The sequence below is a fragment of the Gemmatimonadaceae bacterium genome (genome assembly GCA_035533015.1).
GTDB lineage: Bacteria > Gemmatimonadota > Gemmatimonadetes > Gemmatimonadales > Gemmatimonadaceae > JAGWRI01.
This window is the reverse complement of the sequence record DATLUQ010000060.1, coordinates 18,995-39,539: the sequence shown is the minus strand read 5'-3', so window position 1 is coordinate 39,539 and position 20,545 is coordinate 18,995. Positions and strand designations below refer to the sequence as shown.

Here is a 20,545-nt window from a genome sequence, read left to right as displayed (position 1 = left end):
ACCAGGTCCACAAAGACGCCGAGCGGCCGCCGTACGTCGTGCGGTGCGCACTCCACTTTCAAACACGTGGCCCCATCGAGCGCCGCCGCCTTCATGAACTCGGTCGCCAACCGCGTCTTGCCGATTCCCGGCTCCCCGTGGATCACGACGGTTCGCGGCTCGCCCCGCTTGGTGTGTTGAAAGTGGCGCCAGAGTTCGGCCATCTCCGCTTCACGTCCCACGAAGGGTCCGGGACCCAAACGGCGATAGCCCAGATCCGGAACATGCTCCGAAATCCTCGTGCGCAACACATGCGCCGGGATCCGGAGGTCTTTGCCGTATGATCCCACCTCCTCGATGTACGTGTCCAGGAGCTGCACGGCCCGCGCCTTTTGCCCGTTAAGCGCCAGGGATTCAGCGAGCGCAAGCGTCGCCTCTTCGTTCAGCGGATCCAACGCCAGACACGCGGTTGCGACGGGCTCCAGATCGCGCCAGCGACCCGCGCCACGCAGCTCCGCGAGTTGCGCGACGAGCACCCCGATGAGACCCTGCTCAATCTGCGAGCGCCGGTCGTCAACCCAGCGAGAGAAGGGTCGCGAGAACGACGGGGCATAGCCGGGCATCACACCCGACGCAATGGCTTTCACGGTCTTCGCATCGAGCATGCCACCGAGGCGGCATGCGGAGAAGTCGTCGCGTACGCTCTCAGGCGGCACGATGATCCGGCGGTCCTCCGTGATCACGGGAGCGCCAATCCCACGAAGGCGGTAGAGCAGCTGGCGCAAGTTATGCGAAGCCGTCTGCTCGCTTTGATTCGGGAATAGCAGTGATTGAAACTCGTCGCGCATCACCGTCCGCTCGCGCTCCATGCTCAGAAACATCAACGACGCGAACGCGCGCGACGCGCTGGGGAGCACCGTACGGGCGCCGACGCGAATCGCGATGACACCTAGGGTATGGAGGAAGATCATGGCCGGCGCGTTGGGGGGGGCGCGTGGCGGGGCTCGCCAATCTGTACGGGCGGCGTTGTCGACGCTACACCCAGTATGGCGCGTTCGGTTTCGATTCGCCAGGATGCGCGAACCATCGAGAACGGCCAGTACCCAATCCCCGCGATACGGATGGATTCTCGCCGGGGGGCCGTCCCCGGTCATGGCGACTTCGCGGCACCATGGGCCGCGGTGCGTTCCCGACGGGTGCTGGGGGGCGGAACGTTACGGCCGTTCGTCCACCCTGATCACCTGCTCGGCGCTCACCCCTTCCGCTTCCGCCTGGAAATTCAGCACCACCCGGTGTTCCAGAACTCTCATGGCGATGGCGTTCACGTCCTCCAGATCAGGCACCGGCCGGCCGTCCATCGCGGCCCGCGCCTTGGCCCCGAGCACCAGGTACTGACTCGCCCTCGGGCCGGCGCCCCAACTCACGTACTTCTTCACCATCGGCGTGGCGTCGTCGCTTTCCGGGCGCGTGCTGCGCGCCAACTTCACCGCGTAGCTCACCACGGTGGGTGGCGCCGGCAAGCGCCGCACCAGATGCTGCAGTTGCAGCAACTGATCGGCGGTGAGCAGGGGCGTGATCTGCACTTCCTCATCGCTCGTCGTAGCCGCCACGATCCGCTCCTCCTCGGCCCGCGACGGATACCCCACCCGCAACTGAAACATGAACCGGTCGAGTTGCGCCTCGGGCAGCGGATAGGTGCCCTCCTGCTCGATGGGGTTCTGCGTGGCCAGTACGAAGAAGGGAAGGGGCAGGGCGTGCGTCTGCCCGGCCGCCGTCACGGCGTGCTCCTGCATGGCCTGCAACAACGCCGCCTGCGTCTTGGGTGGCGCGCGGTTGATCTCGTCGGCCAGCACGATGTGCGCGAAGATCGGACCGTTGACGAACTTGAAGAACCGCCGTCCCGCCGCACGGTCCTCCTCCAACAACTCGGTGCCCGTGATGTCGCTGGGCATGAGATCGGGCGTGAACTGCACCCGCGAGAACGAGAGATCCAGTGCCTGCGCCACCGTCTGCACGAGCAGGGTCTTGGCCAACCCTGGCACGCCGACCAACAGCGCGTGACCGCCCGCGAGCAGCGCGGTGACCAGATCGTCCACGATGGGCTGCTGCCCCACGATGCGGCGCGCGATCTGGGCCTTGAGGTCGCGGTGCGCACCGGCCAGTTGGGCCAGCAACTCGAGGTCGCGGTCGTCACGGGGGGCGTGCGATGTCTGAGGGGCCACGGAACGCGGAGTGGGAGGACCGAACGGCGGGAGTGGGGAAGCTAACCCCCGGAACAGGACTGCGAAAAGAGCAGAGCCCAGGTCACGCCACCCCAACCCGAGCTCGAAGCCCTCAGTCGAAAGTCGGCGGTGTCCAGCCGCCCTCCCAATGGGAAACGCGGGACGCCTAGCCCCTCTTGAGCGTCAGGACGCCCGCGTCTCCAACCCTCACGCCGCGCGCGGAATCACGGCCCCTTGACCGCCAAGTCAAGCGTGACGTACGCGCCGGGCACCGACGAGGTGGCCAGCGAAATGCTGTGGCTGCCCGCGGCCGTGTTGCGCGCCCAGGCGACCGGAGGGACGCTCACCGTGCCCGTGAACGCGAAGCTGAACGAAGCCATCTGGCAGGTCACGGTAGCCATCTGCATGTGCCCCCAGTGATGGCCGTCGCGGTCAGGACTGGCGGAACTATCCGAGCGGGCGGTGTCCGCCGGCGCCGGACACGGCTGCCCGTTGGGCGTCACTGAATTGGACTGCGAGCCGGCGCTACCCCACCACGTGCCGCCGGCGCCGTCGAAGTACTTGAGCCGTGCCGGCACCGCGATTCCGGCGGTATCGCTCCGGGGCGGCCGGCCGAAGGGCGGCAGGCCGATGGCCCCCGTGTCTGCCAACGCGACAATCTGGACGATGTGTCGCGCGTCGCCGGGCTGCCACGCGAACAGCGTGCGCGTCATGCGGGGCATGCCCCACGGGCACTCGTATTGCGCGTCGGAGTCGTCGTCCATGGGAGGTATCGGGCAGCCGGCAAGACTACCGGTGTCGTCTACGGCCAGGGCGACGGCATCGAACGTCATCGGCGCGTGATCGACCATGATCGTGATGGTGTCGAACACGGGCACCCGGCGCAGCACTGCGGCGGCGCCATAATAGCGGCCAGCGTCATCGGTGTCGCCGTGAACGGCGGTCACCGAGTCGCCCAGGCGCTGAAAGTTGGCGGCCACCACGAGCGCGGCCGAGTGGCTGGCTGAAGCGGGCGCAGTGGGGCGCGAACCGGAAGAGCAACCCGCGACGACGATCGCGATCGCGGCGCCGGTCATCCACCACCCATGCGCGGTGCGCAGTGACATCTGAACCTCCAGTCTCACGTTGATTCTGGCGTCGTACTCGCGAAAGCGCGGGAGGTGCCGAAGTGCGGAGAGCGGAGGTTTACTGCCGCCTTCTGCTCACGACTCCTTAATTCCGCCGGGCAAGCCGCGGCCACACTGCTTGCAGCGTACGCTTCTGATCGCGTGCCACCCAGATGCGAACGTCCCGCTCCTCTTCCACCGACCATGGACTCCGGATGCGGGCGGCGAGTCGCACATCGCCGTAGACGGACGCGAGTTGCGCCGAGTCGCTGCGCACGGCGATCAGCACCTTGCCGGGACGGCTGCCGGGCCCGAAGAACCAGTACGACCCGCATGCGCACACGACCGGCGGCAGCCCGTACTGTCCAGCGTAGAACTCCTCTGCACCGGCCTCGCCGTAATTGCCGCCGGTGATCACCGTCACGCGCTGTTCCTCTGGCGTGAGCGCGTGATACACGCGTGCCACGGTCGCGGCCTGGTGCCTCCACCCGAGCTGGTCGGCGAAATCCTGCGGCAACAGATCGGTGCCGCCGCGGTTGGTGCCGAGCGCCCACTCCATGCCGTTGCGCACCGCGTATTGGGCGGTGGCCTCCTTGGAGAGCATCGGCAGGGCGATGGGGAGGCGGAAGGCGCCTTCGAGGAGTATCACCACGGCGACCGCCCACGAGACCGCGGGGCGCGCCGACCGCGCGGGCGGTGCCCCCATTCGCTCGAGCCAGACGGCGCCAGCGGCGAGCAGGGTGGGGTAGATCGGTCCGATATAGTACGCCTTGCCGTGCAGGGCCAGCAGGATCAGGAAGGCGAAGCCACAGGCCCAGCCCGCGGCGCGATACGGCCGCAGGGGTGTCCACGCGACGAGTGCGACGCCGCCGGCCACGGCCAGGGGCCAGGCCGCGAACCCGATCATGAACGGCTGTGCGGCGACGAACGTGAGCCAGCTCACGTGCACCAACTGAGACGCCGCAAGATCGTGCATCTGGCCCACCACCGGATAGCCGAGCACGATCTGCCCGACGATGCTCGCACTGCCGATAGCGAAGGCGATCGCTGCCGCGGTGTAGGGCCACGGCGTGGCGAGCCACCTTCGGAGCGGCGTCGCGATCAGTGCGCCAAGCGCCGCGAGGCCCAGGAACAGAATGCTGAACTTGGTGAGCAGCCCGAGGCCCATGGCGAGGCCGAACGCGATCCACCAACGGCGCGCCGATGTCGCGCCATGGGGTCCTGCTGCATCGGTGCTCGCGCGGCCGACCCGGAGGAGCGCGTACAGCGAGAGCGTCCACCAGAGCTGGTCGAGCACCACGGGCTGGAACAGGTTGCTCGGTCGCAGGAAGATCCCGCCGCAGAGCACGCTGAGCGCGGCCAGCCCCTGGGCGAAGGCTCCGCCACCCAACTCGCGCGCGATCACCGCGGCAAGCACGAGGACGACCGTTCCTTCGAGGGCGGGGAACACGCGGGCTGCGGCCGGCGTGTGGCCAAACAGGGCCGTTTGCAGATTGGCCATGATCGCGATGAACGGCGGGAAGTCCATGCGCCAGAAGCGCAGGTGGTCGCCCATCGCGAAGTAGAGGAACTCGTCGCGCTGGAGGCCGTAGGGCGTGATGGCCAGTACGACCATGTGGAGTGCGACCTTGACGGCGGCGAACGCGGCGATGGTGCGCGTGGCAAGCCGGGGGCGCGGGGTGGAACCTATGGTCGGAGGCGGTGGCGCCTCGGTCATCGCGCTGTCCGGCCAGACGTGGGGCGCTGACGGGACGGAACGGCTACCGAACCGTGAACGCGACGCGCTCGCTCACCGGGAAGTTGGTGCTGGTGAGCGTGGCGACCGCGGTATAGCGACCGGCCGCCGGCGGATGCTTCCAATTCTCGGCGACTTCGAATTCCTGCCCGGCATTCACGTACTTGATCTGCGTGGTTTGCGTGAACATACGCGCGTGTGCCCACTGCCACACCTGGCGGCCGAGGGAGTCGAGCACGATGAAGTCGTACGCTTGGCCGTTGGGAAAATCGAACTCGACGTTCTGGGAACCCGTATTGACCACATGGAGTGCGAAGCGCACGCCGTTACCGTGGCGTTCGACGTCGAGGAACGATTTGATTTTCGGGTGCCCGTCGATCGACTGCGCCTTGGCGGGCAGAGTGGCGTCTTCGGTATGCGCGCGTGAGGCGCAGGCGATGCCAATGGCTCCAGCGCAGAGCAGAGAGATGGCGAAACGGGAGTTCATCGAGACGGGGTGGGGCGGGGCGGCGTTGCAGATTTGTGATGGCGCGTCCCGATCACAAATCTTTGCTTGGGCAACTTATCAACCAAGTGACGAACCGTCAACACGGAAGGTAACGGCGCATCCGACGACTGGACTGGCACTTGGGTGGGTTTGCGGCGACGTCCGGAAGTGGGACAGCGCGGACGCGATCCGGATCACGAAAGGGACGAAAGCGCAGGGCGGAAAGGCCGCAGAGGGCGCTTCCATCGGTGTGCAGCCCCTCCGGCGTTGGGCCGGCGTGGTGCTCTGCGAGGGGAGCCAATCTGGATCTCGAAGCGGTGTCCATTTCGGGGTGGATTGGCCGGCCTGATTGGCTGCCCGGATCGCTTGCGAAAAATTTCACAAAGTCCTAGTTTCAGGGCGGAAATGGACCGCGATCGCGAGCCAAACCGGGGGCGGAAGCCGCCGCAATTTCCGCCCGCGAAGCGCTCGATGCCGGCGGGCGCCGAGTTCGCCGGTATCGGGCTGCAGTTCGGCATGACGATCGTGGTCTTCGTGTTCGCTGGGGTGTGGCTCGACAATCGCCTGCACAGTTCGCCGTGGTTCACGATTGGGTGCACGTTCGCCGGCACGGCGGGGGGCTTCTACTCGATGTACAAGCGGGCGACGGCAGCGCAGCACGATGGCGAGCGGGACGGGCGATGAAGGTGTTCGCGCTGTTCGCCCTCGCGGCGGCGGGGTTGATCGGCGCTTCGATGGCGGCGCTGATGCTGTTGTTCACGACGCCTTCGGACCACGGGGCCCTCGCGGTGACGGCGGCCGTCGTGTTCGGCGTTCACCTGGCGTCGTTCTTGCTCGCCCGACTGCTCAAGCGGCGCAGCGTGTGGGTGGCGTGGGGTGTGGGCAGCCTGCTGCGGTTGGGCACGTTGGTGGTTTACGCAGTGCTGGTGGTGAAGGTGCTGGCGTTTCCGTTGGTGCCGGCGCTCATCGGATGTGCGACGTTCCTGTTTCTCCCGACTCTGATCGAACCTCTCCTGCTGCTCAAATGAGATTTCGCTCGCTCTTTGCGATGGTGGTGGTGGCGGCGGCGCTTCCGATGCCCGCCGCGGCCCAGGAGGCGGCAGCACGCGCGTCGGCGGCGGCGCCGGTGCAGGCGCCGGTGCCCAAGCACGCGCTCGGCCCCGCCGACCTCATCATGCCGCACATCACGGATTCCAAGACCGTCGAGCTTCCCTGCTTCAACAAGGAATGGGAGTGCGATTGGCACCTGCCGAGCTGGCCGGTGAACATCGGCAACACGACCATCGACCTGGGCCCCACCAAATTCGTGTTCTTCATGGTCGTGGCGGCGGGCCTCTGCCTGCTCACCCTGGTGGGGGCGGCCCGTTCGCATGCCCGGGCCACCCGGGAGCACGGGCACCCCACGGGCTTCGCGGCGGGCATGGAGTCGGTCGTGCTGCTTCTCCGCGGGGTATTCAAGGAGGCGCTCGGCGAGCACGGCGCGGCCTACATCCCCTTCGTGCTCACCCTCTTCTTCTTCATCCTGTTCATGAACCTGATGGGGCTGCTTCCCTACGGGTCCACGCCGACGGGAAACCTCGGGGTCAACGCGACGCTTGCCGCCTGCGCGTTCATCGCCACCGAAACGGCGGGGATGATCGCCCTCGGGCCCGCCGGGTACATGAAGACAATCGTGTACTGGCCGAGCGATCTCGGGATTGCGATCAAGCTCCCCTTGAGTGTTCTCATCATGACGCCGGTGGAGATCATCGGCAAGTTCACCAAGCCGTTCGCGCTCACCGTCCGGCTCTTTGCCAACATGATCGCGGGGCACGTGATCGTGCTGACGATGATCGGCCTGGCGCTCCTGTTCGGGAGTTGGGCGATCGCGTTCCTGGGGCCCATTCCCATGGCGCTCGGGATCATGCTTCTCGAAGTGCTGGTGAGCTTCATTCAGGCGTTCATCTTCGCGCTGCTCACCGCGGTGTTCATCGGGCAGATCCGGACGGCGCATCATTGATGGCGACGGTAGGACGGTAGGACGGTAGGACGGTAGGACGGTGCGCGGTCAGGGCTCCAGGGCGCACCGAGTATCCGGTCGAGCGACCGGAGATGCCCGTTGGGACCCGGGTCCCGATGACGGGCAGCATCTTCGGTGAGAGCCGTCGGTGCGGAGCACGGAAACAGTTCACGACGCCAAAGGGAGATCGACAATGCACATCCTTCCGCTCTTGCAGGTCGCGACCGACACGTTTGGCAAGAGTTACCAGAATGCGTGGGCCATGCTGGGCGCCGGAATCGGCGCGGGTGTGGCGGCCGTCGGGGCCGGCATAGGCATCGGCCGGATCGGCGGCTCGGCCATGGACGGCATCGCGCGTCAGCCAGCGGAGAAGGGCTCCATCTTCACCTACGCGATGGTTCTTTCGGCACTCATCGAGGGCGTGGCGCTGTTCGCCGTCGTCGTGTCGGTGCTGATCGTCATGGTGAAGGCCTAACGCGGGCGGCGGCGTCCGCCCCGGGGCGGGCGCCACCAACCACCAATCACACCGGACATTCCATGCGTTTCATGCGTTCGATCGCTTACGCCGTCTCGATGGCGCTTGTCGCCTCGCCGTTGCTGGCCCAGGAAGCACAGGGGGCGGGGGACTCGTTGGTGAGCCTCAAGAACAACCTGATGTTCTGGACGCTGCTCATCTTCCTCGTGCTGTTTTTCCTGCTCACCAAGTTCGCGTTCAAGCCGATCACGGCGGCCGTCGAGGCCCGCGAGAAGTCGCTGGAGGAGGCATTGGCCGCCGCCAAGCGCGATCGTGACGAGGCCGCGAAACTCCTGGCTGAGTACCAGGCGCAGATCGAAGCCGCGCGCGGCGACGCGCAGAAGCTGATCGCCGAGGCGCGAACCGTGGCCGACAAGATGCGCAACGACATACTCGAGAAGGCGCGGGCCGAGCAACAGGCGACGGTGGAGCGCGCGGTGGATGAGATCCGCCGCGAGAAGGAACGCGCGGTGGCCGACCTGCGGCGCGAGGCCGTGGAAATGGCGATCGCCGGCGCCGGCCGCGTGATCGAGGAGAACCTTGACAGTGCCAAGAACCGGACGCTCGTGGAGCGCTTCCTGTCCACGCTCAAGCCGGCCAAGGCCACGCTCTGATGCGCGACACCACGATCGCCGAGAACTACGCCGAAACGCTGTTCGCGCTCGCGAAGCAGGGGAACGACCTGGCGGGCTGGGAGGCGCTGATCGGCGGGCTGGCCGACGCCATGGGTAAGGACCGGACGCTGCGGCTGTTCCTTGAGTCGCCGCGCATCGCCGCGGCAGAGAAGAACAAGGTGCTCGGCGACGCGTTCAAGGGCGCGCCGCGCCGCTTTGTGCTCTTTCTCCAGGCCGTGGTGCACAACCGCCGGCAAATGCTCATCCCCGACATCGCCGCGGCCTACATGGACCTGATGGACCAGGTGGAGGGGCGCCGGCACGCCATGGTCACAGTGGCCCGCGAGACGAGCGACGCCGACCGCGACATGATCGCGGCGCAGCTGTCCCGCGCCTTCGGCAAGAAGATCGTCCCCCACCTTAGCGTGCAGCCGGCGATCCTCGGCGGCGTCGTGGTGCGCATCGGCGACACCGTGATGGATGGGTCGATGCGCAAGCGGCTGGGCCTGCTCCGCGCGACGCTGCTCAGCGGCTGAGCAGCCCGGCGTGGCCCGAGGCCATGAGCGCGATCAGCGCCAGGCCGAACGCGATGCGGTACCAGGCGAAGACGTCGAACGAGCGGTGCGACACGAAGCGAATGAGCCACCGCACCACGACGAGCGCGCTGGCAAACGCCACTACGAATCCAATAGACAGGATCATCGCGTCGGACGACGACAGCAGGTGGCGGTTCTCCCACAGCTCCAGCCCGGTTGCGGCGAACATCACCGGGATGGCGAGCAGGAACGAGAACTCGGCCGCCGCCGGCCGGGCCACACCCACGAGGAGTGCGCCCATGATCGTCGCCCCAGCGCGCGACACGCCTGGCACGAGTGAGAACACCTGCGCGACACCGATCCAGAGTGCCGTGGTGTAACCGATCTGCACCACCGTCTCGATGCGGGGCGTGGGCTTCCACTTCTCGATCGCCAGGATCACCAGCCCGCCCACGATGAACGCCCCGATCACGACCGGCGGCACGAACAGATGGTCGGTGATCCAATGGTGCGTGGCGAGTCCCACGATCGCGGCTGGGAGGAAGGCGATGAAGAGGGCGAGGATGAGCCGCCGCGATTCGGGCACCGAGATCCCATTGCGCGCCGTGCGCAGGAGCAACTCCCGATACTGCCAGACCACGGCCATGATGGCGCCGAGTTGGATGATGATTTCGAAGGCGTCAGCGCGCGGGCCGACGAATCCCAAGGCATGGCCGGCCAGGATGAGGTGCCCGGTGGACGACACGGGGAGGAACTCGGTGGCGCCTTCGACGAGACCGAGAATGATTGCGGAGATGACGTTGTGCATGCGGGGAAACGGGGTGGACGCAGGGTTGGAGCCGCCGGATACCGGAAGATGGCGCGGGAGGCGCCGTAGGGCCATGTTCGGTGCAGCGGAGGACGAAACGGCCACGTAGTGTCTGCAAGCGGTCTCCGTTCTCCCTCCACGCTTCCCCCCGCATCCCGTCGAGGTCCCGATGGCCCGGCTCTCCTCTTTCCGCCTCCGCCGCGTCGTCCCCCGCGGCCTGCTCGCCGTGGTGTTCACGGCACAGATTCTCCACGCGCAGCGACAGGACCTTGCCCGACAGATCGCGGCCGATCGCGCGCTCCTGGCCAAGGAGACGTACGTCACGCCGCCCCCCGAGATCGAGAAGCTGGTTGCAGCACCGCGCTACCAGAACGTATCGCTCACGGCTCTGAGCCCCGACCGGACGCACTTTCTCGACCTGGAAGGCCCCGGGATGGGCGACCTGAACGCGTTCGGAAAGTTCCACTACTACTTTGGCGGGCTGCAGGTGGACCCCAAGGCCAACCGCGCCCGGGCACTCACCACGCGGGCGTCGGCGGGGCTGTCGATTGTCGATGCCACCACGGGCAAGCGCACGGCCGTGCAGCTTCCCAACGGCGCTGCCGTGAGCGGGCCCGTTTGGTCGCCCGATGGCAGGCAGGTGGCCTACATCGCCGACTTCGACGACGGCTCGTACGTGTACGTGGCCGACGCCGCCACCGGGAAGTCGATGCAGGTGTCGAAGTCCCCCCTGCTTGCCACGCTAGTCACGAGCATCGATTGGACAGCCGACGGCAGCGGAGTGGTTGCGGTGTTCGTGCCCGACGCGCGCGGACCGGAGCCCCGGATGCCAGAGGTCGCCACGGGGCCGCTGGTTCGGGAGTGGCAGGACGGCGTGAAATCGCCGCAGCGGAATTTCGCCAGCCTGCTCGACGAGCCGTACGACAAGGACCTGATGCAGTACTACGTGACCGGGCAACTGGCGGTGGTGAACGTGAAGACGCACGCGTTCCGCAGGATCGGCGCGCCGGGAATGTTCGAGTCGGTGGACGTGTCGCCCGACGGCCAGTACTTCCGCGTGACGACCATGCAGCGGCCGTTCTCGTACGTCGTGCAGTATTCGAGCTTCGGCACCAGGGAGCAACTGTGGGACGCCACAGGCAAGACGGTGGTCGAGTTGTGGGATCGTCCGCTGCGCGAGGGCCCGGACACCACGCAGGCCGGCGCCGGATTCGGCGGCCGCGGCGGGGCCAACGGCCCACCGGGCAAGAAATTCCTGGACTGGATGCCGGCGGGCGCCGGGATGTACTACGTGGAGTCTGTGGCCTCGGAGGGCGATTCCGCGAGCGGCGCGGGGCGCGGCATGGGTGGTGGTGGGGGCGGGCGCGGTGGCCGCGGTGGTGCCGTGGCGAGCCGTCCCGAGCGGGTCGTGGAGTGGATGCCGCCGTTCGGCCCGCATGATGCCAAGGTGGTCTACACGAATGACCGGGCGATCAGCCAGCTTGCATGGAGCGACGACGCCAAGACGCTGTTCATCGGTCAGACAGTGAGCGGCCAGGGCGAAATCTTTGCGGTGAACCTCGCCGCGCCCGGCCAGAAGCACCTGATCATCCACCAACGCGACTTCACGCCGACCTTCAACTCGGGACGGCGCGGACGCGGATTCGGCGGGGGCGGCGGTCGCGGTGGAGTCGATGACGCGGCGTTCTACAACAATCCAGGCGCGATGCTGCTGCGCCGCGGCACGCAAGGTGGAGAAGTGGCGATGGAGTCTCCGGACGGTGGGATCTATCTGCAGGGGACCCAGTATGCCAAGGATTTCCTCCAGACCGCGCCGCGCACGTTCGTGGACCGGTACCCGATCGCGGGCGGCGAAAAAGTCCGGGTTTTCGAAGGGCCGAGCGACGCGTGGGAGACGATCGTGGCGCCGCTCGACGACGACTTCGCGCGGGCGGTGGTGATGCGGGAGACGAAGACACAGGTGCCCGACGACTACCTGTGGACGCGGCAAGGCGGGCAGCTCACCAGACTCACGGACAACAAGGACTACACGCCGGAGTTCACGAGCGCGGTGCGCAAACGCGTCGAGGTGACGCGAGCCGACGGATTCCACTTCGTGGTGAACCTGACGCTGCCCGACGGCTACAAGGATGGTACTCGACTGCCGGGGATGTTCTGGTTCTATCCCTACGAGTACACCAGCCAAACGGAATACGACCACACGCTGCGGATGGAGAACGTGAATCAATTCCCCGTGGCCGCGCCGAGAACGATCGAGTATCTGGTGACGCAGGGCTACGCGGTGGTGGACTTCGACCCGCCGATCGTGGGCGCCGAAGGGCGGATGAACGACAACTACGTTTCCGACCTGGTGATGGATCTCTCGGCGGTGATCGACGCGCTGGACAAGGATGGCTACATCGACCGTTCGCGGCTGGGCATTGGCGGTCACAGCTACGGAGCGTTCAGCACGATGAACGCATTGGCGCACACGCCGTTCTTCAAGGCGGGGATCGCGGGCGACGGCATGTACAACCGCTCGCTCACGCCCAACGGCTTCCAGAACGAGCGGCGCAGCTTCTGGGAGGCGCAGAAGACCTACGAGGAGATGTCGCCGTTCTTCTACGCCGACAAGGTGCAGGGCGCGGTGCTCATGTACCACTCGAGCGAGGACCAGAACGTGGGCACCGACCCGATCAGTTCAATCCGGATGATGCAGGCCTTCCGGGCGCTCGGGAAGACCGCGGCTCTATATATGTATCCATATGAAGACCACGGGCCGCTGATCCGCGAGACGGTGCTCGACCAGTGGGCGCGGTGGACGGCGTGGCTGGATCTGTACGTGAAGCACGCCGGCGAGTGGAAGGCCGGGAACGGCGACCAGATCACCGTGGTGGCGGCGCCCCAGCCCGATCGGCGATAGGCCGGATGGGCCGGGCGGCGACCGTGACCGTCGGACGTGGGGAGGGCGGCTCCGGGGTTCCTGACCCGGAGCCGTTCTCGTTTGCGGGGGCCGCGGCCCCGCCGGTCCTACCCCTCCGATGGGCGCAAACGGCTGAGCGCCTCGAATCCGCTGGGAGTGAGCAGGTTGTCGGCGATGGCGGCGATCTGCTCGGCCTCGCGCCACGCGTCGGCCAGGAGATCAAGCTCGCCTTCCAGGGCCCGGCGCTCGGATTCCTCGTGCATGGCCATCTCGAGGGCCAGGCATTCAGTGGGTGAGAGGTGGAGCGCGCCGAAGCCGCGCAGGCTGTTGAGCACCGACATCACGCGGCCTTCACGCCACTCCACGGCCCGCGACGCCTCGCGGAGAAAATTGGATGCGTCACCCGCCCGCTCGATGCGGGCTACCGCGTCGCCCACGCGGACGTTCGACCCACCGAACCGGTTAGCGCCGGCCAGCAGCACGGTGGCCAGGTGCAGCGCCTCGCCGCCGTCGAAATACGTCCAGCCGTCCTCGTGGGGCAGGCGCAGCGTGGGGTAGTCGCCGGCGACGTGGAACTCAGCGTCGCGCGTGTGGCGTGCGCGCACCGTGAGCACCCGCCTGCCTTTCCGGAACCGGGCCACCACACGATCGTCGAGGAGGTAGTCGCGGGCAGCGAGTGCTCCGATCACGGGGATCGCGCCGGCGATGGTCGTGAAGCCGGGAAAGGCGACGATGGACATCGTGCTCGTGACGAGCGCTGGGACGAGTACCGGGGCCAGCGCGATGCCGGCGATGCCCGCGGCCGCTGCCGTGAGGCTCGTCGCCAGCTGGACGTTGAGCCGCCGGCGAGCAAACCGCGAGCCATAACGCCAGGCGGCGAATTCGGGACGCAGTGGGTTGCCGATGCGGACGAGCTGTACGCCGCTCGCCAGCCGGGCGAGGCCGATGTTCTGCGTCGTCACACGCATCCGGGTGGCGCGAAAGATGCGCTCGGCCTCCTCGATCGCTTCCCATCGCTCGTCGAGCGGGGTGAGGTTCCAGCGCGCGCAGCTGCCGCAGATCACCCACAGGCGTCCCTTGTCGGCGTCGAACGCGAGCCGTCGCCCCACCGGGAAGTGCTCGATGGCGTCGTTGTCGCCCAGCGGCGCGTGACAGAAGATGCAGGTGGAGTACATTTCTCCCGTCTACTATTACCGAGATTCCGCGACTCGTCCAGAGGCTCTTGATTAAAGGATCATGACGACCACCGCCCTCTGTGCCCTCCTGCTCGCCTTCCAGCAGGGCGCCAACACGACGCCCGCGTCGGGTGACACCGTCGGCTACTGGCAGCAACACGTGCATTACCAGATCGTGGCCACGCTGGACGAAGCGGCCCACGTGGTGCACGGGGTGGCCGACCTGACGTATGTGAACCACTCGCCCGATACCCTGCACGAGATGTACTTCCACCAGTACCTGAACGCGTTTCGTCCGGGATCCAAGTGGAGCGCGGTGGACGAGCGCGAGGGGCGCGTGCGGTTCCAGGACCTGCAGAACCCGGACTTTGGCTACGAGCGATTCACGGCCGTGCCGACGTTCGACGGTGTGCCGGTGGCGCCGGACTACCCCGGCGCGAGCGACAGCACGGTGGCGCACTTCGCCCTCCCGCATCCGGTGGCGCCGGGCGATTCGATCCGCGTGCATCTGCAGTGGGATGCGCGGCCGTCCACCGTGCTCAGGCGCCAGGGGCGAAAGGGGCGGAGCTATGATTTCGCACAGTGGTATCCCAAAGTGGCCGTGTACGATCGCGGCGGGTGGGAGCCGAATCCGTTCGTGCCGTCGGGTGAACTCTACGGCGAGTTCGGCACGTATGACGTGACGTTGGTGGTGGCGGCGGACCAGGTGATCGGCGCCACGGGGGTGCCGGTGGCGGGAGATCCGGGGTGGGAGAGGGTGAAGCGGTGGGGCACGTTGTACATCCCGCGCGAGGCCTATGACAGTGTGCCACCGGCGCCCGAGGCAGCGCTGCCGGAGGGGGACAAGGCGGTGCGCTTCTTCGCGCGCAACGTACACCATTTCGCGTGGTCGGTGTCGCCGGACTACCGATATGAAGGCGGGATCTTCGTGCGGCGGGTGCCGCGCACCCACTTCAAGACATGGGACACAGTGGCCGTGAATGTCCTGTACCGTCCCGGCGATGATTCTACATGGGGAAACGGTATCGCCGTGCGGCGGTCCATCCAGGCGCTGGCCTGGCTGGAAAAGATCTGGGGCCCCTACGCCTGGCCGACGTTCACGAACCTGCACCGGCTGGAGGGGGGCGGCACCGAGTTCCCAATGATGATCATGGACGGGAGCGACGGGCTGCCGCTCATCCTGCACGAGACGGGGCATCAGTTCACGTACGGCATCCTGGCCAACAACGAGTGGCGCTCGGGGTGGATGGACGAGGGGCTGACGTCGTACCAGACGTCGTGGGCGCTGGGGCAGACGCCGCAGCAACTGGCCCAGCTGGGCCCGCCCATGCCGCCGCTGCTGGGCGTGGGCTATCGCGCGTACGCCACCACGATGTCGCCGGAGCAGGCGCGCGGACTTGGCATGGTGCAGCGCGATATCGAGGGGCACACCCAGCCCATCGGGACCCCGGCCTACGATTTCCGTGACTTCGGCACGTACAACGCCATGATCTACACCCGTGGCGAACTCATGTACTCGCAGCTGCGCGACGTGCTGGGCGACAGCGTGTTCCAGGCGTTCTTCCACGACTATTACAATCGGTGGGCACTGAAGCACGTGGACGAACGGGCGATGGAGGCATCGGCCGAACGGGTGTCTGGGCGGAAGCTGGACTGGTTCTTCGACGAATGGGTACACCGCGTGGGCCTCGTGGACTACGCGCTCACGGAGGCCACCACCTCGCAGCAGCCGGACGGCCGGTGGCTCACACAGGCCACGATCGTGCGCCGCGGCGCGTACGAGCACCCGATGCCGGTGGGGGTGCGGACCGACAGCGGGTGGACGATCGCGCGAGGCGCCCACGCGCCCGACGAGCAGACGGTCTCGATCACGACGGCGGGCAAACCGCTCGAGGTGCGGCTCGACCCGTGGCACACCACGTACGATTGGGACCGGCGGAACGACGTGGTGGGCCCAGCGCTGTTCGGGCTGAGTGGCGCGCAGGCGGTGTTCGACTGGCCATTCCTGGACCAGGCCAGCCGCGATCACTCCCTCGTGGCCCTGTCACCGCTGGTCTGGTATTCCGAGACCGGGGCGCTGACGCTGGGGATGCGAGCGCGGACCAGCTACCTGAACCTGGTGGACCGGTACGACTTCGGGCTCGCGGTGACGAGCGCATCGAGGGCGACGGCCTCCGGCGCGGTCCCCGTGGGCATCAGTCGCGTGCAGGGGTGGTTGCGATTCGAAAATCCATATATCCCCGATGCCGATCGTCCGCTGATGGGATTGAAGGGTGGCGGCGCGCTCCTCGACGGCATCGCCAAGCTGGACCTCGCCCAGACCTGGGACCTGAGCACGCTCTGGACGGCCCGCGGCCCGCGCATGTCGGCGACGCTGGGCGCCGTGGGCGCCTACATCTATGACCAGGCGATGGTGCCGGCCTACTGGGAGCGACGGTCGCTCACCGAGGTGAACGGCGCGTTCAGCCTGCGCGCGCCGGCGGCGGCGTTTGACGCGGGAGACGGGGACGTGTCGGTCGTGGCCGACGTTGCATTGGGGTTCTCGCCGCTACCGAGCGACCGGTACCTCTATCGGCCGGTCACGCCCGCGAGCCCGGGGCAGGGACCGCAAATCGGCTTCCTGGGCGAGGGCGCGACGCCGACGCTCGCAGGGGCTTCCAGCGCGTACGGGCGCGTCGAACTGGCGGTCGGGAGCATGAACACGTGGGATGCCGGCGACGAGCGCCTGGCGTTGCGGCTGTACGGCGGTCTCAGCAACGACCCGCCCGCCCAGCGGGCCTTGCATGTGTCGGCGACCGATCCGCTCGCCAACTTCGAGAACGACTGGTACCGGCCCAACGGATCGATTCTCACGCGGCCGGGGCTGAACTATCTGCCGCTGGGGGGCGCTGGGCTGCGCGGCTACGATCAGGCGCTCACGGCCAAGCGGATCGTAGCCGCGAACGGGGAACTATCGCAGCGGTTGGCGACCCAGGTGTTCAGCGAACTGTCGCTCTGGGGCTCGCTGTTCGGGGACGCCGGCTTTGCCTCGTCCGATACGTATCAGTTGAACGGGTCGTTCCTGGCCGACGCCGGCGTGGGATTGGCGCTGCGCGGGCGCCTGTACGATCGCGACGTGACATTCCGGCTGGATGCACCGCTCATCGTGCAGCAACCGGCGTTGGCTGGCGGCGGGGGACTCACGCACGGCCACGCAACCATTGCGGTGCGGTGGACATTTGGTTTTGCGGATCTGTGGTAGGGGTCGAGGACCGGATTCAGGTCTCCGACCTCCCACCTGATCAGTCGTCCCGCGCGTAGGCCGTCGCGCTGGATGACGGGCGAGACGAGTCCTGAGCGATCAGAGACCAAGGGTCAGCGAACAACCCCGACGGTCTGATGCTGATCCACGTAGTCCCAGAAGGTGTGGTCCATCGCGTTGGTCTTGCTGCCGAGGTAGGGAAAGTGGCCGTAGCGTAGGGAGAGTTGCGCCGCGGCCTGCGCGGGGCTCACGCCTTCGATGACGAGTTCGTAGAGCGCCGAGACCAGTCCCGACCGGTCCGCGCCGCCCTGGCAGTGGACGAGGATGGGCTTCGGGGCCGTGCGGAGAATCTTCAGGAGATCGGCGATCTGCTCGGGCGTCACGGGACGCTCGGCGGATATACCATAATCATAATGAGCGACATCGAGGCGGCCAGCGACGGCAACCTCGGTCTCGTACCACCCCGATTGGGGGTGCGGGCCCCGGAGGTTGAGAATCGACTTGATGCCGTCCGTCCGGATGACCCGCGAGAACTGGCTGCTGTCGAGTTGAGCGGAGCGATAGACCTCGCCCGCCTGCACGGTGTGGATGTTTCCGGTGAGCTGGAGGGAGCCCAAGTAGGCGCCCAAGGCGAGAACTGCCACCAGCGCAGAAATGCCCGTTCGCTTTGCGATCCGCCGCCAGCGGGGTCGCGTCGTCGGCTTGCTATGTGCTGTGTCGCGCACGGGTCGTTCCTTCCGTACCGGAAAGTCTCGTCAGGGCCCGGCCGCCAGCGGGCCGGGGGGAACTCGAATGAAGAAAGATACACCGTCCGGGGCCGGAGGTGCGATGGGCGCCGATCGATGCCGGGCGGTCCGCGGCCCGTTGGTGGGCGCACCACCAGGCGTGTCCTTGTCGTGCAACGCCACTGGTGCGTCTGGTGCGGGTGGGCGAACGCACGCTGACCACCGGAAGCAGCCGCTGCCACGGCGGCAGGCGAGCGGCGAGGGCGGTCCCGTGCCATATTACGGCGTCCTTCACCCCGAACTCGTATGTCCGGCCGCGCTCCCGTCACCCACGTGCCCAAACCGTGGGGGCATGAAACGATCTGGGCCCACTCCGACCGTTACGTCGGAAAGATTCTGCACATCAGAGCGGGTCACGCGCTATCCGTGCAGTATCACGAGGTCAAGGACGAGACCGTCTATCTACTCTCGGGTGAGTTGATCTATCGGGTGTGGGACCTGCCGGCGGTGGCCGGTGCGTTGGTGGCCGGCGCCAAGCCGGTGGACGTGAAGCTCCAACTTGGCGAGGCCTATCGCATCACACCGTTCACCGTGCACCAGATGGAAGCGGTGACCGATTGCGACATTCTCGAAGCCTCCACGGCGAATCTCGATGACGTCGTCCGGCTGCAGGACCGCTACGGACGCGAGGGGACCAGCGCACCATGAAAGTGATCATCCCACTGGCGGGCAAGGGAACGCGGCTCCGTCCGCACACGCACGTCACCCCGAAGCCCATGCTCAAGATCGCGGGCAAACCGGTGATCGACTACCTGATGGACGATCTGCAGCGGCTGGGCGGGGTGGAGCAGGTCATCTACATCACGGGGCACCTCAAGGACAAGGTCGAGGCGTACGCGCGCGGTAAGTATCCGTTCGACTCGGTCTTCATCGAGCAAGCGGTGCAGGATGGCACGGCCGGCGCCGTGGCGCTGGCCGCGCCGTACGTGGACCAGCCGGTGCTGATCGTGTTCGTGGACACCATCTTCGACGCCGATCTGTCGGTGATCCACACGATCGACGCCGATGGGATCATCTGGACGAAAGAGGTCGAGGACTACCAGCGGTTCGGCGTGGTGGTGACCGACGCCGACGGCAATATGACGAAGATCGTGGAGAAGCCCTCGACCCCGATCTCGAAGCGCGCCAACATCGGGCTCTACTACGTCCGCGATTGGAGGCTGCTGTACGAGGGGATCGACCGCGTCCTCAAGGCGCCGAAGAACAAGGGGGAGTACTACCTGACCGACGCCTTCCAGTACATGATCGACCACGGGGCGAAGATCCGCGTGGTCGACGTCGAGGGGTGGTACGACGCGGGCAAGCTCGACACGTTGCTCGAGACGAACCGCACGATCCTGGAAAAGCGTGGCATGGCGCGGCACCCGAAGGCGGGTGCCGACGTCGCGTTCGTGGAGCCGGTGTACGTGGAAGATGGGGTCACGCTGCGCAACGCGACGATCGGGCCGAACGTGTCGATCGGCGCCGGGACGACGGTCGAGGGCTCGGCGCTCCGCAACACGATCGTGGGCACGGACGCGCGCATCGTGCGCAGCACGATCCACGATTCGATGATCGGGGACGGCGCCGTGGTCGAAGGATTCTCGGGGCAGGCCACGGTGGGCGACCACTCGGAGCTCCGCGCGGAGTAGCCCGACCAGTCGCGCCGTCGCGGCGCCGAGGCTATTGTGGTGGGCATTCCCCGCAACCCCGCACCGATGATAACTGTTCACGAACTCACGAAGCTCTACGGCGATTTCACCGCCGTGTCCGGGCTCAGCTTCGACGTCGAGCCCGGCGAAGTGCTCGGTCTGGTGGGCCCCAACGGCGCGGGGAAGACCACGACGTTGCGTTGTCTGGTGGGGATCATCGCCCCCTCCACGGGCGCGGTGTCGATAGCCGGCCACGACATGGCGCGCGATCCGGTGGAGGCCAAGCGGGCGCTGGCCTTCATTCCCGACGAGCCATATCTGTTCGAGTATCTCACCGTGGCCGAGCACCTCACGTTCATCGCTCGCGTGTATGGCGTGGCCGATGCCGAGGCGCGGGCGCCGGCGCTGTTACGCGAACTGGAACTGGCCGACAAGGCGAACGTGCTGCCCGGCGAATTGTCACGCGGCATGCGGCAGAAGCTCGCCATCGCCTGCGGATTGCTCCACAATCCCACGGGGTTGATACTCGACGAGCCGCTCACCGGGCTCGACCCCGCCGGCATGCGTCGCATGAAGAACACGATTGCCGCGCGGGCGCGCGAAGGCGCCGCCGTCGTGCTCAGCTCCCACCTGTTGCACCTGGTCGAGGAGCTCTGCACCAAGCTGCTCGTGATCGCGAAGGGGCGCGCCGTGGCGTACGGAACGCTGGCCGAGATCGTGGCCGCGCGCCCCGGACTCGCCGGGCACACGCTCGAAGAGGTGTTCCTGATGCTCACCGGCGGCGGGACCGAACGGACCGCCGCGGACTGAG

Annotated in this window: 19 protein-coding genes; 11 read left to right on the top strand and 8 right to left on the bottom strand. The window is 67.1% G+C overall.

Going from position 1 to position 20,545, the window contains the following annotated elements:
• From VNF92_13095 to VNF92_13075, 5 genes are all read right to left on the bottom strand, one after another.
• The coding region (locus VNF92_13095; GenBank protein HVA58811.1) for an AAA family ATPase at positions 1 to 950 on the bottom strand (950 nt) is incomplete at its 3' end.
• Between the two features lie 243 nt (positions 951 to 1,193).
• Positions 1,194 to 2,201, bottom strand: coding sequence for a MoxR family ATPase (locus VNF92_13090; protein HVA58810.1), 1,008 nt, complete (start codon positions 2,199 to 2,201; stop codon positions 1,194 to 1,196).
• Between the two features lie 224 nt (positions 2,202 to 2,425).
• Positions 2,426 to 3,307, bottom strand: a complete 882-nt coding sequence (locus VNF92_13085) for a hypothetical protein (protein ID HVA58809.1) — start codon at positions 3,305 to 3,307, stop codon at positions 2,426 to 2,428.
• A 106-nt stretch (positions 3,308 to 3,413) separates the two neighbouring features.
• Complete coding sequence (locus VNF92_13080; GenBank protein HVA58808.1) at positions 3,414 to 5,024, bottom strand: glycosyltransferase family 39 protein; 1,611 nt, start codon at positions 5,022 to 5,024, stop codon at positions 3,414 to 3,416.
• A gap of 43 nt (positions 5,025 to 5,067) precedes the next feature.
• The gene (locus VNF92_13075; protein HVA58807.1) at positions 5,068 to 5,529 is read right to left on the bottom strand and encodes a BsuPI-related putative proteinase inhibitor; all 462 of its coding nucleotides are present in this window, start codon (positions 5,527 to 5,529) and stop codon (positions 5,068 to 5,070) included.
• A gap of 471 nt (positions 5,530 to 6,000) precedes the next feature.
• Here VNF92_13075 and VNF92_13070 point away from each other — a divergent pair, with 471 nt between their 5' ends.
• From VNF92_13070 to VNF92_13045, 6 genes are all read left to right on the top strand, one after another.
• Positions 6,001 to 6,213: an AtpZ/AtpI family protein gene (locus VNF92_13070; protein HVA58806.1), complete on the top strand. Its 213-nt coding sequence runs from the start codon at positions 6,001 to 6,003 to the stop codon at positions 6,211 to 6,213.
• Complete coding sequence (locus tag VNF92_13065; GenBank protein HVA58805.1) at positions 6,210 to 6,557, top strand: hypothetical protein; 348 nt, start codon at positions 6,210 to 6,212, stop codon at positions 6,555 to 6,557. The genes VNF92_13070 and VNF92_13065 overlap by 4 nt, the downstream gene beginning before the upstream one ends.
• Positions 6,554 to 7,528 carry a F0F1 ATP synthase subunit A gene (gene atpB / locus VNF92_13060; GenBank protein HVA58804.1) on the top strand — a complete coding sequence of 325 codons (975 nt, stop codon included), beginning with the start codon at positions 6,554 to 6,556 and terminating at the stop codon, positions 7,526 to 7,528. The genes VNF92_13065 and atpB overlap by 4 nt, the downstream gene beginning before the upstream one ends.
• A gap of 193 nt (positions 7,529 to 7,721) precedes the next feature.
• The gene (atpE, locus tag VNF92_13055) at positions 7,722 to 8,003 is read left to right on the top strand and encodes an ATP synthase F0 subunit C (protein ID HVA58803.1); all 282 of its coding nucleotides are present in this window, start codon (positions 7,722 to 7,724) and stop codon (positions 8,001 to 8,003) included.
• Positions 8,004 to 8,065: 62 nt separating this feature from the next.
• Complete coding sequence (gene atpF / locus VNF92_13050) at positions 8,066 to 8,656, top strand: F0F1 ATP synthase subunit B (protein HVA58802.1); 591 nt, start codon at positions 8,066 to 8,068, stop codon at positions 8,654 to 8,656.
• Positions 8,656 to 9,192, top strand: coding sequence for a F0F1 ATP synthase subunit delta (locus VNF92_13045; protein HVA58801.1), 537 nt, complete (start codon positions 8,656 to 8,658; stop codon positions 9,190 to 9,192). The genes atpF and VNF92_13045 overlap by 1 nt, the downstream gene beginning before the upstream one ends.
• On the opposite strand, the gene VNF92_13040 is transcribed toward VNF92_13045, so the two are convergent.
• Entirely contained in the window at positions 9,182 to 10,000 is an 819-nt protein-coding gene (locus VNF92_13040) for an undecaprenyl-diphosphate phosphatase (GenBank protein HVA58800.1), read from the bottom strand. The genes VNF92_13045 and VNF92_13040 overlap by 11 nt on opposite strands.
• A 169-nt stretch (positions 10,001 to 10,169) precedes the next feature.
• Here VNF92_13040 and VNF92_13035 point away from each other — a divergent pair, with 169 nt between their 5' ends.
• Positions 10,170 to 12,902, top strand: coding sequence for a prolyl oligopeptidase family serine peptidase (locus VNF92_13035; protein ID HVA58799.1), 2,733 nt, complete (start codon positions 10,170 to 10,172; stop codon positions 12,900 to 12,902).
• Positions 12,903 to 13,009: 107 nt separating this feature from the next.
• On the opposite strand, the gene VNF92_13030 is transcribed toward VNF92_13035, so the two are convergent.
• Positions 13,010 to 14,077: a hypothetical protein gene (locus VNF92_13030; GenBank protein ID HVA58798.1), complete on the bottom strand. Its 1,068-nt coding sequence runs from the start codon at positions 14,075 to 14,077 to the stop codon at positions 13,010 to 13,012.
• Positions 14,078 to 14,138: 61 nt separating this feature from the next.
• Between VNF92_13030 and VNF92_13025 the strand changes: the two genes are divergently transcribed.
• Complete coding sequence (locus VNF92_13025; protein HVA58797.1) at positions 14,139 to 17,318, top strand: M1 family metallopeptidase; 3,180 nt, start codon at positions 14,139 to 14,141, stop codon at positions 17,316 to 17,318.
• A 113-nt stretch (positions 17,319 to 17,431) separates the two neighbouring features.
• Here the strand turns inward: VNF92_13025 and VNF92_13020 are convergent, their stop codons facing one another.
• Complete coding sequence (locus VNF92_13020) at positions 17,432 to 17,962, bottom strand: tyrosine-protein phosphatase (protein ID HVA58796.1); 531 nt, start codon at positions 17,960 to 17,962, stop codon at positions 17,432 to 17,434.
• A gap of 387 nt (positions 17,963 to 18,349) precedes the next feature.
• On the opposite strand from VNF92_13020, the gene VNF92_13015 reads away from it, so the two are divergent.
• From VNF92_13015 to VNF92_13005, 3 genes are all read left to right on the top strand, one after another.
• Positions 18,350 to 18,751 carry a cupin gene (locus tag VNF92_13015; GenBank protein ID HVA58795.1) on the top strand — a complete coding sequence of 134 codons (402 nt, stop codon included), beginning with the start codon at positions 18,350 to 18,352 and terminating at the stop codon, positions 18,749 to 18,751.
• On the top strand, positions 18,748 to 19,734 hold the full coding sequence (locus VNF92_13010; protein HVA58794.1) for a sugar phosphate nucleotidyltransferase: 987 nt from the start codon (positions 18,748 to 18,750) through the stop codon (positions 19,732 to 19,734). Before VNF92_13015 ends, VNF92_13010 begins: the two co-directional genes overlap by 4 nt.
• A 66-nt stretch (positions 19,735 to 19,800) precedes the next feature.
• Positions 19,801 to 20,544: an ABC transporter ATP-binding protein gene (locus tag VNF92_13005; protein ID HVA58793.1), complete on the top strand. Its 744-nt coding sequence runs from the start codon at positions 19,801 to 19,803 to the stop codon at positions 20,542 to 20,544.
• The last annotated feature ends 1 nt before the right edge of the window (position 20,545 follow it).

Bases quoted from the DNA above. Each gene is read 5' to 3' on its own strand.
- VNF92_13035 (HVA58799.1), top strand. From the start codon at position 10,170: ATGGCCCGGCTCTCCTCTTTCCGCCTCCGCCGCGTCGTCCCCCGCGGC.
- atpB (HVA58804.1), top strand. From the start codon at position 6,554: ATGAGATTTCGCTCGCTCTTTGCGATGGTGGTGGTGGCGGCGGCGCTT.
- VNF92_13025 (HVA58797.1), top strand. From the start codon at position 14,139: ATGACGACCACCGCCCTCTGTGCCCTCCTGCTCGCCTTCCAGCAGGGC.
- VNF92_13075 (HVA58807.1), bottom strand. From the start codon at position 5,529: ATGAACTCCCGTTTCGCCATCTCTCTGCTCTGCGCTGGAGCCATTGGC.
- VNF92_13010 (HVA58794.1), top strand. From the start codon at position 18,748: ATGAAAGTGATCATCCCACTGGCGGGCAAGGGAACGCGGCTCCGTCCG.
- VNF92_13040 (HVA58800.1), bottom strand. From the start codon at position 10,000: ATGCACAACGTCATCTCCGCAATCATTCTCGGTCTCGTCGAAGGCGCC.
- VNF92_13005 (HVA58793.1), top strand. From the start codon at position 19,801: ATGATAACTGTTCACGAACTCACGAAGCTCTACGGCGATTTCACCGCC.
- atpF (HVA58802.1), top strand. From the start codon at position 8,066: ATGCGTTTCATGCGTTCGATCGCTTACGCCGTCTCGATGGCGCTTGTC.
- VNF92_13065 (HVA58805.1), top strand. From the start codon at position 6,210: ATGAAGGTGTTCGCGCTGTTCGCCCTCGCGGCGGCGGGGTTGATCGGC.
- atpE (HVA58803.1), top strand. From the start codon at position 7,722: ATGCACATCCTTCCGCTCTTGCAGGTCGCGACCGACACGTTTGGCAAG.
- VNF92_13080 (HVA58808.1), bottom strand. From the start codon at position 5,024: ATGACCGAGGCGCCACCGCCTCCGACCATAGGTTCCACCCCGCGCCCC.
- VNF92_13015 (HVA58795.1), top strand. From the start codon at position 18,350: ATGTCCGGCCGCGCTCCCGTCACCCACGTGCCCAAACCGTGGGGGCAT.
- VNF92_13070 (HVA58806.1), top strand. From the start codon at position 6,001: ATGCCGGCGGGCGCCGAGTTCGCCGGTATCGGGCTGCAGTTCGGCATG.
- VNF92_13030 (HVA58798.1), bottom strand. From the start codon at position 14,077: ATGTACTCCACCTGCATCTTCTGTCACGCGCCGCTGGGCGACAACGAC.
- VNF92_13045 (HVA58801.1), top strand. From the start codon at position 8,656: ATGCGCGACACCACGATCGCCGAGAACTACGCCGAAACGCTGTTCGCG.
- VNF92_13085 (HVA58809.1), bottom strand. From the start codon at position 3,307: ATGTCACTGCGCACCGCGCATGGGTGGTGGATGACCGGCGCCGCGATC.